This window comes from Nocardia sp. MDA0666 (assembly GCF_003023875.1).
Taxonomy (GTDB): Bacteria; Actinomycetota; Actinomycetes; order Mycobacteriales; family Mycobacteriaceae; genus Nocardia; species Nocardia aobensis.
Map to the genome: position 1 here is coordinate 209,621 of NZ_PYHT01000008.1, position 13,974 is coordinate 223,594.

Consider the following 13,974-nt stretch of genomic DNA (forward strand, 5'->3'; position numbering starts at 1 on the left):
ATAGTTAAGGAACTTTAGCTGTACTGATTCTGTCAACGCCCATACCGTCGGCGGCGTGAACAGCGGTGTCTTCTCGGCGGCCCTGGCCGGATTCGGTGCCGGCTTATCCCTGATCGTCGCCATCGGCGCGCAGAACGCCTTCGTCCTGCGCCAAGGCGCACGCAGGCAAGCCGTTGCGGCGGTGGTCGCCATCTGCATCGCCTCCGACGCCATTCTGATCATGTGCGGTGTCGGCGGTCTCGGCGCGCTGGTCGGCGCCTATCCCGCCGCTCTGACCGTCGTCGGACTGGCCGGCGGCTGCTTCCTGATCGCCTGCGGCGCCGTCGCAGCCCACCGCGCACTGCGCCCCGCCACCACCGCCCTCGCGACCACCGGCGACGCCACCGCGTCCATCCGCACCGCGATTCTGGTCTGCCTGGCGATGACCTGGCTCAACCCACACGTCTACCTGGACACCGTGCTGCTGCTCGGCTCGGTCGCCGCCGGACACGGATCGTCGCGCTGGGCCTTCGGTGTCGGCGCGATGGTCGCGAGCGGAGTGTGGTTCGCCGGGCTGGGATACGGGGCGCGGCTGCTCGCGCCGGTCCTGTCGCTGCCCGCGGCGTGGCGAGTGCTCGACGCCTTCGTGGCGGCGACGATGTTCGCCGTGGGGGTGGTGCTGATGATGCGGCTTGCTTGAGGACCGGCCTCGGTTCGCCGGGCGGCTCGCCCCTCGGACCGCAGTACGCTCGATACATGAATTCCGAGGTGAAAGCGGATGAGCTCGCGCGGGTGATCGCCGACTACGAACTCGCTCACCTCATCAGCATCGGCGACGATTCTCTTCCGCGCGTAGTGCCGGTGCACCCGGTCCCGCACTCCGGTCGCCTGCACGTGACCGCGCCCGGCAGCCATACTCGGGACAACATCGCGGCCCGCCCGGCGGTCAGCCTGGTGTGGGCGCCGCGGGAACCGACGGGTTACTCGTTGATCGTGGACGGTCTCGGCACGCTGGACAACGACCGGCTCGTCATCGTGCCGACGCGGGCGATCCTGCACCGTGTCGCCGGGCCTGGGCAGGGTTCCGTCGATGGCGGTTGCGGTAACGACTGCCGCACGATTCCGCTCTGAGCATCGTCGAACTCGGCCAAGTTCGCCGGGCACTCGGGCTTGTCCGCCTCGACTTGGCGAATTGCACTGCGCCACAATCCCTTTCGGTCACTTGTTCAGAATCGGTTTCGCAGACTGAACAGAGCGAAGGGGTGCACACCGCCACTCCTTCTTGATAGAATTCGAACATGCATTCGAACGGCGGGGAGGACGCGGAGCGGGTCACCAGACCGCTCCTCGCTGCGGTCTCCGAGCTATTCGAACGATCGCTGACACCGCTGTCGGATGAGCAGCTGGTACAGGCGATGCGGGAGGTGGAGAGTTGCACGCGCCAACTGACAGCGATGCAGCACCGACTGCTGATCGAGGCCGAGGAGCGATCCCTGCCGTCACGCACCGGCGCGAAGACGGTCAAGCGGTTCCTGATGGAGACACTGCGCATATCGAGCGCCGACGCGGGCAGCCGCGTGAATTCGGCGCGCTGGGTAGGAACGTTCCATGATCTCGACGGCGAGTTACGCGACCCGCAATTACCCTGCACCGCAGCAGCTTTGACACACGGCGAGATTTCCGCCGACCACGTCCGCGGGATCGCACAGGTCATGAACCGGGTGCCGCGAGGCGTATCCGACGCGGACCGCGAAGCCGCCGAACAACTGTTGGCGGAGTTCGCACGGTCGGGCTCACCGGACGACATCGGCAAGGTCGGCGCCCGAATCCTGGCCTACCTGGACCCCGACGGCCGCCTCACCACCGACCAGGACCGCGCCCGAATGCGAGGCATCGTCGTAGGCCGGCAACGCCCGGACGGCATGTCCCCCGTGCGCGGCGACATCGACCCGGTGCTCCGTGCCCTACTGGACCCCTTGCTGGCCAAGTACGCACGCCCCGGCGTCTGTAACCCGGACGACCCGAACAGCCCAGCCCTCGATATCGACACCGCCGACCCGGCGACGCTGGCCGAGGCAGCGCGAGCCGATCATCGCAGCGCCGCCCAACGCAACCACGACGCCCTCACCGCCGTCCTGCGCTCCGGCCTGATCGCCGAAGACCTCGGCCGCCACCGCGGCATGCCGGTCACCACCGTGCTGACGATGAAACTCGCAGACCTGGAAAAGGATTCGGGCGCCGCGACCACCGCCACCGGCGGGGTCGTCCCGATCCGCGAAGCGCTGCGCCTGGCCGAACGATCCCGCCCCTATCTGGCGATCTTCGACCACGCCGGACTCCCTCTACATCTCGGCCGCATGAAACGACTCGCCTCCCCCACCCAACGCCTGGCACTCATCGCCGCCCTCCGCGGCTGCTCCCGCCCCGGATGCGATGCCCCCGCCAGCCTCTGCGCCGCCCACCACATCCGCGACTACGCCAAAGGCGGCCCCACCGACATCACCAACCTCGTCCTGGCCTGCGACGCCTGCCACTCGCTGATTCACGACGGACCGGGTGGCTGGAAAACCCTTGCACAGGACGAGCTTTCCCCGTTCCCGGGTCGAACCGCATGGATCGCCCCCGAACACATCGACCCCAGCCAGACTCCCCGCATCAACCACCGCCACCACCCCGACGAACTCCTGGCCGCGATACTCACTCGCATCCACCTGCGCGACGAACACGAACGCCGACAACGTGAACGCGAGCAACACCAGCGTTGGTTGCAATCGCGCTCGCGACCACCCGACACCAGCGCGGCCTGACACCCGACCACCGGCCGGGCAGTCCGCCGTGCGCGAATCAGGGCGCTGACGCTCACAGCCGCCGGGATCGGTCCGGCCGCACCCGCCCGGCGGCCACCAGAGTCCTCATCGCCACTGCCTTCGCAGCGCACAGGGCGGGATCACATTCCAAGTGCAGCTGCATATCCTCGTGCGCCTCCACCACCGTCGGCACCGATGACCGAGCGGCGTGCGTCAACGAGAACCACAGGATGTCCGGACGCACAACGGCTTTCACAGTGGGACAAGTGGCTTCGCCGAACTTCCGATCGCCCCCGACATCCGGCCAAGCACAGGAGACCCCGGCAACCGCCAACGCCGCCACACCGACAACCGTCACCACCGAAGCGATCAACCCCGACATCTCAATCGCCCACCTCGGGCTGCGAATCACGCGAAGCCGAGTCCGGCCCCGAAGGAATCGTGGGCCGCGCCCGCGCGTAGGTAACCTCCGGCTCAACCGCCTCCACATCGCATGCCGCGCAGACGATTCGAAGCCGCTCACCGAGATGCTCCACACTCGGAACCACAACCGCCGCAACGTTGTACCCACCGATCCGATCGAGCAGCCGCATGATCGGATCATCGATATCCCCCGCCGTCCGAAACACGATTCGCACCAACGAGTACCCCAACTTCACCGCATGCGCGATCACCCGCTGCTCATTCGCCGGCCACCCCGGCAAGGTCCGGTCGATATAACCGAGCGCCCGAGGCGGCCCCTTCGGCAGTTCACCCGACGCCACATAAGCGGTAGGAAGCGTCATACCGGGCTCCCGATCGTCACAATGAGATACATTCGGCTCCTTCGGATTTCGTTGGCAAGCACCCGCCGCCGAGGATCACCGCCGGTCGTGGATGGCGTCACAGATATCCGGGCATCGACCCGGCGGCGGGGCCGATTCGAGCTTCACGGAGAAACACCGCAAACCGAAGGCATGGAACCGCACCGAGGTAATACGCTTCCGCTACTGGCCGTTGAGGGTGTCGATCGGGGGCAAGGATGATCGTCAGCACATGGACCGGCGCGGAGGTACGTGCACTTCGCACGGTCGCACTTCGACTTACGCAGGAGCAGTTCGCTGAACGGCTCGGTTTTCAACCTCCGACCATCCGCAAGTGGGAGAGAGCAACTCATGAGCGCCCGGTGCGCGGCGATTCGGCCGCGGCCTTGGATGTGGAGCTATCCCGACTGACCGACGAACAGCGTGACCGGTTCGCTTCTGTTGCTACCGATAAGGTTGCGCGTCCCGTTGCTCGCGACCCGAGGACTCCGCCCCGAACAACCGATAGCCTGGGTGAGCACGATGAGCTGAACACCTACGGAATCGAGGACGAGGTGAAGCGGCGCGAGTTCGGAATGTTCATGGGTGCCGCCGCCCTTACGGCAGCTGCCGACACCCCACGCATTTCCCGCACGGTCGGAGTAAGCGACGCTCGCCAGTTGGCCGAACGCGTAACTGAACTCGCTCGGCGCGAGCAAGCTATCGGCGGTGCCGGACTTGTGACGAGCGGGCTCCGAGATCTCGCGATCGCGAAGCAACTGCTGGAAACCGGCGCTTTTTCCGATCGAGCCGCATCCCTGTTCATGAGCGCCGCCGGCGAATTGGCCACGATCACCGGTTGGATGGCATACGACGCCGACATCCACCCGCTCGCCCGACAGTGCTACGCCGACGCCTTCGCACTGGCCAATCAGGCCGGTGACGACGACCTGACAATCCACGTATGCCTGAACGCCGCACATCAATCGCTCGCCCTCAGCCGAACCGGGGAAAGCAACCCGCACCGCGCCCTCGGACATCTGGAGCGCGCACGCCAACTCACTCATGGCCGACCACCCGGCCGAATTCACGCCTTGATCGCGATTCGAGAAGCACTCGCCCACGCAATCCTGCGCGACAGGATGGCGTTCGACCGCGCAGTCGCGACAGCGTGGCGTGAACTGGACGCCGCCATCTCCTACGAACCGATTTCCGAATGCCCGCGATGGCTGCGATTCGTGAACGCGAGCGAGATTCGCTCACAAGAAGCCCGCGGACTGGGCGACCTCGGCCAGCCCGGGAAGGCACTGGCCCTACTGGTCGCCGACGACGATACGAACGACGCCGGAACCCGCAACCGTGCCAACTACCGTGCGGGCCTGGCCGCAACGCTCGGCAAAACGGGTGACATCAATAGTGCTGTGGCAGAGGGCCTTTGCGTCCTGGCCGAATTGGAGAGCGCCGTATCCTCCACCCGCACCCTCCGACTGCTGGCCCCCGTCCGCGCGATCGCGGACACCATCCCGGATGACGAATTCGCTCAACGTTACGACAACCTCCAGCGCCAAGCGGTAGGTATCTCATGAGCGTCAACCCACCCTCGATCGACGGCCTGACGTTTCAGCACTACACGGCCGCCGAAGCGCGAGCAGTCCGAGGCCACGTCGAGCAGATCTTCCGAGACTCGTACATCGACGCCATTGAATCCGGCGAAGATTTCGAAGCGCCCGAAGCATTCATGCACCGCTTCGACACCTACACCGACCCGGGCCGAACGGGCTTCGAACTCGTAATGGCGCGTTCAGCCGACGAACCCGTGGGCCAGGCGTGGGGATGGCCTCTGGGAGGCGAAAGCAGGTGGTGGTCGGGTTTGCAACTGGACGAGGGCGATGCGGAGGCTTTCACCAGAGAAACCGGTAGCCGCACGTTTGCGTTGAGTGAGCTGATGGTGCGTAAGGAGTTCACGGGCAAGGGGATTGCCCGCGCGCTGCATGACGAACTTCTCCAATACCGAACCGAGAGCCGCGCGACTTTGCTCGTACGCCCCGACAACGCCCGAGCCTATGAGACGTACCTGCGATGGGGTTGGAAGAAGGCGGGTTCCCTTCGACCCGACTGGCCTTCGGCACCTCCGTTCGACGTGCTCATCTACGAACGGAACCAGGGGCGAGCCGACATGTGACGGCCACACCGCGCATAGTCGAGATTCGATGTGCCCAAACAGCTCTGGCGCAGATTCGTGACCGACGATGGTCAACGCCACCGAACCGAACATGGCACACTTCACACATGACAAGCGACGTCGAAAGGCACCTTCGCCAGATGGTGTTCGATCACCTCAACAAAGCCATCGAGGCTAAGGGGGATCGGGCCTTCACCCGCCAAGAGTTGAACTCCTTCTGGGTTGGCAACCACCATCGGCGACTGATCGACGTTGCAAAGGGCATTTGGAACCCCAAAGACCTCCTAGCGACTCTTGCTATCGTGTCAGACCCCACTGGCCGGTATGCCGACCAGGAGATCAGTGACTCCCTTCTCTCGTACGACTATCAACAAGACACAGTGGAGGGCGACAACACGAAGCTACGTCGGGCGCTCGATCTCGGCTTGCCGCTCATCCTCTTCCGCAAGATCCGCCCGAGCGTGTACATGCCCGTTTTCCCTGTATACGTCATCGCTGATGACAGGCCGAATAGAAGATTCTTGATCGCGATCGACGAAGAAATTCGCCGGTTCGATGACCCCTTCGATCTGAAGCCGGACGAGCGCCGTTATGTAAACAGAGTAACCAAGCAGCGGCTTCACCAGCCCGAGTTCCGCAGCCGAGTACTGACGGCATACGAGAACCAATGTGCTGTTTGCAGTCTCAAGAAGATCAAGCTACTCGATGCTGCTCACATCACTGCTGATGGCGACCCCAACGGGACGGCCACCGTCGATAATGGACTTACTCTGTGCAAGATCCACCATGCAGCGTACGACGTCAACTACCTCGGCATATCGCCTGATTACCTCGTGCACATCAACAGTGACTTGTTGAATGAAACCGATGGCCCCATGTTGAAGCACGGGCTGCAGGAGATGCACCAACGGCCGTTAACAGTTCCGGCGCACAGAGACGAAAGACCATCGAAAGAACGTCTCGCCGAGCGCTTTGCGGCCTTCCGGGCTGCATAGCATCGCGGAAGACTGTCGTGATGCGCCTACCTCGTGGAGTCACCGGTTTCTGGCAGGTCGAAGAACCACCGCTGGGTCGAGTAGATGAGCGAGAGTTCCGCGCCGCTTGCCACTCAGTGGCACGGACGACCGGAGGGGTCGTTTCCCATTCGCCGTCGAATAGCCTGCCCGGCAACTTCTTTCGGTGCACCATCGCATACTCGGACAGAGAACGAACCGTAGTGTGCAATATGTACGCGCCGCTGGTTACGATCGCCGAGCCGATGGGCTCGAATGAGGTGGTGCTGACCTTCACCGATGATCCGCCCATTGCCGAGGCGCTCAGCTTCTTCTCCCGGTTCGAGGTGCTGTCCCGCCACGATCTGAGTCGGCCGCTGGCAGGCTTCGATCTTTCGGAACTGGGGACCGCAGAACTCGAACAGGTCCGGTATTGGAACCCGCATACCCTCGGAGAAGTCACGTTTAATCGGTGGGATTGACTACCTCACCAGCTCCGCAGCGCGTCTACGCCGACCGGGGGCGTAACACAACCATGCCAGGAACGGTTTGCAAATACTCTCCCAGCGGGGTGTCCACCACCTTGTTGTTGGCCGCAAGCGAGGACGCATTTCGGAAGACGGGGCCGCTCGGTGTGCTGATGAGGATTCCGACGTGGGTGACATCCAGGCCGGGCTCGTCGGAATAAGCGCCTATGTAGTCGCCGGTTCGTAGGCCGTTGATGACACCTTGGTCTACCGAGGAACTGGGGATGTAGGTGATGGTGCGGTCGACCACTGGGATGCCGGGGAGGTAGGCGCTGCCGTCGGCCTTTGCGTTGAGGTGTTTGGGGACGGGGATTGCGGCGGGGGTCAGGGTTGCCGTGATGTCGGTGGCGGCGACGTCGGCAACCTGCGCCCAGTCGGTGAAGAAGTGTTTGCGGTGGGTGTAGTCGACTTGGGCGGCGGCGTAGCGGGTGTCGATCAGGTTGGCTTCGAAGCGGTTTCGGTCGGTGGTTCGGCTCAGGGCTTCTACGTAGTCGAGGAAGGTGAAGCAGTCCACCTGACGGAAGTCGGCGACGAGTTGTTCGGGTTGGGTTGCCGAGCCGATGAGTGTGTTCGCGGCGTAGGGGGTGCCCAGGAATTGCTTGGACAGCAGGTCGAGTAGTTCACCTTTGCTCGCTCCGGCGGCGCCCGCGCGCACTGCGACCAGTTCATCGATGCGGTGGGAGGTGGTGTCGTCGATGGCGGCGTCGGCGCTGGCGCGTGCGGGCAGCAGGAGGGCCGCGGCGACGAGGACGAGCAGGATCGGCAGTATGCGGGTGGAGCGCAAGACACCTCCCGGGTGACGAGTGGAATGGCCGGTATCCACCGTAGACCAGCGGGTGGCCGCTCCGGGCTGCTGTTCTGATCAGGGGAGGCCGATCGGAACGGGGCTCGTCACCGGACGAGAGTCGGGCCGGGGTCGCCCGCGGCGGCGGCTCTGCGCCTCCAAGTTTCGGCCGCGTCGACACGACCGGCCAACGCGAGTAGGTAGGCCAGGCCGGACATCGCGCCGGGGTGGCCGGCGTCGGCGGCTCTGCGCCACCATGTTTCGGCCTCGTCGGTTTGTCCTCGATGCTCGAGGATGCCGCCGAGGAGAAACATCGCTCCGGGATGACCTGAGTCGGCGGCGCGGCGGTACCACGTTTCGGCTTCCTCCATCCGGCCGGTCTTCTCCATCGCTACCGCCAAGCTGCACATGGCGACGGGGCGTCCCGCCTCGGCGGCTTTGCGGTACCACCACTCAGCCTCGTCGGGCCGGCCCGATTCCATCAGCAGGGCACCCAGGTTGGTCATCGCAACGGCTTCGCCCGCCTCAGCGGCTTTGCGGTACCACGACTCTGCCTCCCCCACTTCACCGAAGATTTCGAGTAACGAGCCCAGGTTGAACATCGCGGTCGTGTCACCGGCATCAGCGGCCTTTCGATACCAGATCTCGGCCTCTCGTTGCCTACCCGCCTGCTGCAATGTGCAGGCCAGGTTGAACATCGCCTTGGGATGTCCGGCTTCGCCGGCCCGCTGATACCAGGTTTCGGCGTCCTCCGACCTGCCCGCCTCCTCCAATGTGATCGCCAGGTTGAACATCGCCTTGGGGTGCCCGGCGTCCGCGGCCTTGCGCCACCAGGCTTCTGCCTCGTGCGTCCGGCCCGAGTCATCCGCGAGCACTCCCAGGTTGAACATGGCAGTGGCATGGCCGACGTCGGCAGCGCGGCGGATCCACAGCTCGGCGGGCTCGACCTTGCCGGCGTCCTCCAGAAGCAACGCCAGGTTGAACATCGCGTTGGGTTCGCCGGTGTCGGCCGCGCGGCGGTACCAGGCCTCGCCGTCCTCGACCTGTCCCCGCGCCTCCAGCCGAACTCCCAGAGCATTCATCGCACCTGTATGCCCGGCGTCGGCTGCCTTGCGGAACCACTCGTCGGCACATTCCGAGCGTTCCGTCGTCTCGAGAAGTACGGCAAGGTTGTTCATCGCCCTCGCGTGGCCAAGGCCGGCGGCGCGGCGAAACCACCTCTCGGCATCCGCCACCTGTCCAGCATCACGCGACCTCACCCCCAGGTTCGACATGGCATTGGCGTTCCCGAGGTCGGCGGCCCGGCGGAACCACTCCTCGGCTTCGGACGACCGACCCGTATCTTCCAGAAGCAGCCCGAGGTTGTTCATCGCGCCGGGGTGTTCCTTGTCGGCGGCGCGGCGGTACAGGGCTTCAGCCTCCTGTATACGCCCTGCGTCTTCAGCCGCGACGGCGCCGCCGAACAGGGCAGCGGCGGAGGCGAATCGGGTCGGCTCCTCCTCCTCCGCGAGCGCTGTGGTCGGAAGTTTCGTGGGCGCCGCCTCCGGTCGATGCACCGTACGCAGAACGCTCACCGCCGCTGCCGCCAACGCACGATCGCCGGCCGCACCGGCATCGTCGAGATCTTCGGCCAGCGACGCCTTCTTGACTTCGGAATCCGGCTTCCGCTCCAGCGCCGACACATCGACGTCCGGATACCTCTCGGCGATCAGCCGCTTCAGATCGGCGTATGCGTCCGCGGCCTGTTGTGCCACAACATCTTTCGAGCTGCTCGTCGCTATCGCCGAGAGCACGAGCGAAATCACGAAATCCATGTCGAATCCTCCCGCCTCAACCCCATGAGCAGTATTGCCGAACCCACCGACAACTCCGTCTCGGCTGGTGGCGAAGCCGCGCGACCCTCGGATGGGCGCAACCGGTCAGCACAGGGTCCTGCGGCGAGCCCTCGTCGTTCGGACCACGCGGCGCGACTCGCCTGATAGAACTGACTGCGATCGTCGTCAGTTCTGCTCGGCAGAGCGACACCCAGCAGAGAGGCCAACCCAGTGGACCGCAGCTCATTCCAGAAACTTTTCGACCTCAGCGGGCGGACCGCGATCGTCACCGGCGGTACTCGGGGTATCGGGTTGGCGCTGGCCGAGGGGATGGCTTGTGCGGGGGCGAATGTGGTTGTGGCCAGCCGGAAGCCGGAGGCTTGTGAGAAGGCGGCGGAGCGGTTGCGGGAGTTGGGGGCCGAGGCTCTCGGGGTGCCGACTCATTTGGGGGAGGTCGACGCGTTGCAGGGGTTGGTCGCGAAGACGGTGGAGACGTTCGGCGGGGTCGACATCGTGATCAACAACGCCGCCAATGCGTTGGCTCAGCCGTTGGAGGTCATGCAGAAGGCGGCGGTGGACAAGTCGTTCGCGGTGAATGTGCAGGGGCCGTTGTTTCTGGTGCAGGCGGCGTTGCCGTATCTGCGGGCGAGCAAGCATGCGGCGGTGTTGAACTTCGCGTCGATCGGGGCGTTCGGGTTCTCCGGCGGGCTGGCGATGTATTCGGCGGGGAAGGCGGCGTTGTTGTCGTTCACTCGCTCGATGGCGGCCGAATTCGCCGGCGACGGGATTCGGGTGAATGCCATCGCTCCGGGCGCGGTGGATACCGATATGGTGCGCAACAATCCGCAGGAAGTGGTGGACGCGATGGCCGCGGCACCGTTGCTGCGGCGGCTCGGTCAGCCGGACGAGCTGGTCGGGCCCGCGCTGCTGTTGTGTTCGGACGCAGGCAGTTTCATCACCGGGCAGACGTTCGTCATCGACGGTGGCACCGTCCCGCGCTGATCGCGAAGGAAGCAGGCATGTCCGCGCTGAATATCGACTACCGGCCCTCGGGTGTGGTGGTGTTGACCATCGACCGGCCGCACCGGCGCAATGCGCTGGACAATCAGACCGTCGCCGAATTGCATCGGGTGCTCGACGAGGTGAACGGGAAACCGGAGGTGCGGGCGCTGGTCATCACCGGTGCGGGAGCGGGGTTCTCCTCCGGCGCCGATCTGAAGTCGAAGCCCGAGGACTTCACGGCCACCGATGCGAGTCCGACCGCGGCGCTGCTGGGTGCGGTGCAGTCGCCCGTCGCGCAGATCTATGCGAGCCAGGAGTTGATGGCCTCGGCGTTCGAGAAGATCCATCGGCTGCGGCAGCCGGTGATCGCGGCGGTGAACGGGGCCGCGGTCGGTGGTGGGTTCGCGCTCGCGCTGGCCTGCGATATCCGGTATGCGAGTCCTAGCGCCCGCTTCGGGGCGGTGTTCATCCGGCACGGGATCTCGGCCTGCGATATGGGTACCAGCTATCACCTGCCACGGTTGGTGGGCGCGTCCCGGTCGGCCGAATTGCTGCTCACCGGAAGGGTTTTCGATGCCGACGAGGCCGAGCGGATCGGGCTCGTCCTCGAGGTCGTCGGCGAGGACGAGCTGCTGGACCGGGCGATCGCCAAGGCGGAGGAGATCGCCGCCCATTCCCCGCTCGCGGTGTGGATGACCAAGGAGACGATGTGGCAGACGGTGGATGCGCCGAGTCTGCGCCACGCCCTCGACATCGAGAACCGCACTCAGGTGATGTGCAGCGCCACCGGAGAACTCGCGGAATCGTTCGGAGCCTTCCGCGACGGGGACGAGTTCCGTTGGCGCCCATTGTGAACCGGCGGAAGCCCATTCGCGACGAACGCTGAGAATGTGCGACGGCTACACGCATCGGCGTTCCCGGCCTCAGCACTGGTTCGCCGTGATCCGGAAGTGGTTCGGCTCGGCGTCTTCCGGAACAGCGTCTGCGGGCGTGAAATCCTCGACCAGCGAACGTAATCCGATCAGGTGACGGGCATGGGCGTCCAGAGCGATGTCCTCGTCGGAGGCCGGGATCCACTGGCGGATCGAGCGCGCTTTGGCGTCCGGGTCCAAGGCTACGACCACGGCCAGGCCGTGGGCCGCCAGTTCCGGTTCGCCGGAATGCGGGTCCGTGGAGGTGACGTGCACGCTGATGTGCATGCTGCGGGGTCCGGTGTGGATCAAGCGGGCCGTCGCCTCGACGGCGTGCCCGATGACGATCGGCCGGTAGAAGCGGATGCCGCCGAAGTACGAGGCCAGGACGTGCTGGCCGGCCCACTTCGCGCCGCAGACGTAGGCCGCTTCGTCGATCCACTGCATGGTGCGGCCGCCGTGGACCTTGCCGCCCCAGTTGATGTCGGAGGGAGCGGCGAGGAAGCGCAGGGTCGCGCTGGGCGCCGTCCCTTCCGCGGTGTAGCGCTGGGCGGCCATCGCGGCTTCGATTTCCTTGCGGACGGCGATTCTGACCTTCGCCTGGCGGTGCCGCCGCAATTCCAGGGCGGTGGCCGGATTCCATTGCGGCACTTCGACGGTGCGGCGGTCGCCGTCGACGGCGACGAAGATGGTCAGGCATTGGGCGCTCTGGACCGGCTTCACGCGGGTCGGGTCGGTCGAGTAGACGGTGACCAGGATGTGCATGCTGGTACGGCCGGTGTGGACCAGGTTGGCGTGCAGTTCGACCAGTTCGCCGACCTCGATGGGACGGTCGAGGTGGATATTGCCGACGTAGGCGGTGACGCAGTAGTGGCCGCTCCACTGCGCGGCACCGGCGTAGGCGACCTTGTCGATCCATTCGAGCAGCTTGCCGCCGTCCACGGTGCCGACGATGCCGGCGTCGGCCGGTTTGACCAGGAAGCGGTGGATCACCTCCGACCGCGGCCCCGCGACGACCGGGGCGGGCAGATCGGCGGTCAGTGTATTCGGCACAGCGAAAGGTCCCTTTCCGAGAGCGTTGTTTCTTCGCCGACACCGTTGTCCCGAGCACCCTAGGCCGCCGCGGCGGTTACGAGCGAGTAGGAGGTATCCCTCGGAGCGCGCGGGCCGAAGAGTGTCGGTGCGGGTCGCTAGTGTCGGCGCGTACCAGCACGACTACACGGGGCGGAAATATGGGTTACGACATCAGCTTTCATCCGATCGACATGCGCGTGGTGGAGGAACGGATCACTCCGTACCTCGCCGGGCAGGACGTGGAGATCGATGATCTGGTGGCCGATGCGGTACGGCAGGCGAAGGTGCGGTTCCGGGCGAATGCCTGGGGGCTGGGCACCAGCAAGGTCGCCGGCGACCGCGACTTCGATACGTTTCTCTACATCTGGGGGCGGCCATTCTTCGTCACCGCGCAGGATCCGGCGACGGTTGCCGAAACGGTTGTGCGCTACTGCAATTCGTCCGTCGACGAGGTCGATGATCTGGCCCGCGAACAGATCGCGCTCCTCGACCCCGGCCTGGTGAGACATGTCGAACCCGATATGAACGGCACTCTGCCCGCCGACGCGCACCTCGCCGAGGGTTTCCGCTGGAAACTCGATCTGCTCCGCACCGCCGCGCTGGCCGTCCGCGAGGGCCGCTCGACCATTCCCAATGCCGACGGCGACGAGATTCCCGCCGCCGAGGCGCTGACCGGCAACGTTCACTTCGCGCTGGTCGAATTTCTCGCCGCTCTGCTGCCCGGCTGGATCGAGCGGGGCAAGGTGTGGCCCACCGAACTGGCGGGACGAGCCGCCGTCGACGCCTATCCCCCGATCGACGACAATGCGCCGTTGCTCGGCTGTCTGCCCGCCGAATTGCCCACGCTGCGTTGGGAATCCGAGTCGATGATCGGGGGGAACTACACCATCGGCGGGTACACCGCTCCGGACGAAGTTCACGCCCTTCGCCAGTGGCTGGCACGCAATATCGAACCGCTCACGGCGGTCGGCGACCAGTGGGACGACCGGCCCTACGTGCAGGGCGCACTCCGCAAAATCGACGAAGCCCTCGCCCTGGCCGAACTCACCGGCTCCGGTTTCGTCGAAGCCGCCGAGATCTACATCCCCATGCAAGGCACCATGAACTAGGACCGGCCCGG

General features: G+C 65.4%; 14 protein-coding genes. 10 read left to right on the plus strand and 4 right to left on the minus strand.

What is annotated here, in order from left to right:
• Positions 1-55 precede the first annotated feature (55 nt).
• The 3 genes from C8258_RS14660 to C8258_RS14670 all read left to right on the plus strand — a co-directional run bounded on the left by C8258_RS14660 (position 56) and on the right by C8258_RS14670 (position 2,786).
• Positions 56-679: a LysE/ArgO family amino acid transporter gene (locus C8258_RS14660; protein ID WP_106955630.1), complete on the plus strand. Its 624-nt coding sequence runs from the start codon at positions 56-58 to the stop codon at positions 677-679.
• Positions 680-735: 56 nt separating this feature from the next.
• Complete coding sequence (locus C8258_RS14665; RefSeq protein ID WP_106955631.1) at positions 736-1,110, plus strand: hypothetical protein; 375 nt, start codon at positions 736-738, stop codon at positions 1,108-1,110.
• A 167-nt stretch (positions 1,111-1,277) separates the two neighbouring features.
• A complete protein-coding gene (locus C8258_RS14670) occupies positions 1,278-2,786 on the plus strand; it encodes an HNH endonuclease signature motif containing protein (RefSeq protein ID WP_106955632.1) in 1,509 nt (502 codons plus the stop codon).
• Positions 2,787-3,169: 383 nt separating this feature from the next.
• Here C8258_RS14670 and C8258_RS14680 read toward each other — a convergent pair whose 3' ends face one another.
• Positions 3,170-3,571: a hypothetical protein gene (locus C8258_RS14680; protein WP_146161234.1), complete on the minus strand. Its 402-nt coding sequence runs from the start codon at positions 3,569-3,571 to the stop codon at positions 3,170-3,172.
• A 236-nt stretch (positions 3,572-3,807) separates the two neighbouring features.
• Here C8258_RS14680 and C8258_RS14685 point away from each other — a divergent pair, with 236 nt between their 5' ends.
• From C8258_RS14685 to C8258_RS14700, 4 genes are all read left to right on the plus strand, one after another.
• Complete coding sequence (locus C8258_RS14685) at positions 3,808-5,154, plus strand: helix-turn-helix transcriptional regulator (RefSeq protein ID WP_106955635.1); 1,347 nt, start codon at positions 3,808-3,810, stop codon at positions 5,152-5,154.
• Positions 5,151-5,750, plus strand: coding sequence for a GNAT family N-acetyltransferase (locus C8258_RS14690; RefSeq protein WP_106955636.1), 600 nt, complete (start codon positions 5,151-5,153; stop codon positions 5,748-5,750). Before C8258_RS14685 ends, C8258_RS14690 begins: the two co-directional genes overlap by 4 nt.
• Before the next feature lie 107 nt (positions 5,751-5,857).
• Positions 5,858-6,745: an HNH endonuclease gene (locus C8258_RS14695; protein WP_106955637.1), complete on the plus strand. Its 888-nt coding sequence runs from the start codon at positions 5,858-5,860 to the stop codon at positions 6,743-6,745.
• 230 nt (positions 6,746-6,975) lie between these two features.
• On the plus strand, positions 6,976-7,224 hold the full coding sequence (locus tag C8258_RS14700; RefSeq protein ID WP_106955638.1) for a hypothetical protein: 249 nt from the start codon (positions 6,976-6,978) through the stop codon (positions 7,222-7,224).
• 25 nt (positions 7,225-7,249) lie between these two features.
• Here C8258_RS14700 and C8258_RS14705 read toward each other — a convergent pair whose 3' ends face one another.
• Both C8258_RS14705 and C8258_RS14710 read right to left on the minus strand, forming a co-directional pair.
• Positions 7,250-8,053: a DUF1460 domain-containing protein gene (locus tag C8258_RS14705; RefSeq protein ID WP_233225088.1), complete on the minus strand. Its 804-nt coding sequence runs from the start codon at positions 8,051-8,053 to the stop codon at positions 7,250-7,252.
• Between the two features lie 107 nt (positions 8,054-8,160).
• A complete protein-coding gene (locus C8258_RS14710) occupies positions 8,161-9,867 on the minus strand; it encodes a tetratricopeptide repeat protein (RefSeq protein ID WP_106955639.1) in 1,707 nt (568 codons plus the stop codon).
• Positions 9,868-10,098: 231 nt separating this feature from the next.
• On the opposite strand from C8258_RS14710, the gene C8258_RS14715 reads away from it, so the two are divergent.
• Together C8258_RS14715 and C8258_RS14720 are read left to right on the plus strand one after the other, a co-directional pair.
• Positions 10,099-10,869: an SDR family NAD(P)-dependent oxidoreductase gene (locus C8258_RS14715; RefSeq protein WP_106955640.1), complete on the plus strand. Its 771-nt coding sequence runs from the start codon at positions 10,099-10,101 to the stop codon at positions 10,867-10,869.
• 17 nt (positions 10,870-10,886) lie between these two features.
• A complete protein-coding gene (locus C8258_RS14720; RefSeq protein ID WP_106955641.1) occupies positions 10,887-11,723 on the plus strand; it encodes an enoyl-CoA hydratase/isomerase family protein in 837 nt (278 codons plus the stop codon).
• A gap of 69 nt (positions 11,724-11,792) precedes the next feature.
• On the opposite strand, the gene C8258_RS14725 is transcribed toward C8258_RS14720, so the two are convergent.
• Positions 11,793-12,833: an acyl-CoA thioesterase gene (locus tag C8258_RS14725; RefSeq protein WP_233225089.1), complete on the minus strand. Its 1,041-nt coding sequence runs from the start codon at positions 12,831-12,833 to the stop codon at positions 11,793-11,795.
• Between the two features lie 179 nt (positions 12,834-13,012).
• On the opposite strand from C8258_RS14725, the gene C8258_RS14730 reads away from it, so the two are divergent.
• The gene (locus C8258_RS14730) at positions 13,013-13,963 is read left to right on the plus strand and encodes a hypothetical protein (protein WP_106955642.1); all 951 of its coding nucleotides are present in this window, start codon (positions 13,013-13,015) and stop codon (positions 13,961-13,963) included.
• Positions 13,964-13,974 lie beyond the last annotated feature (11 nt).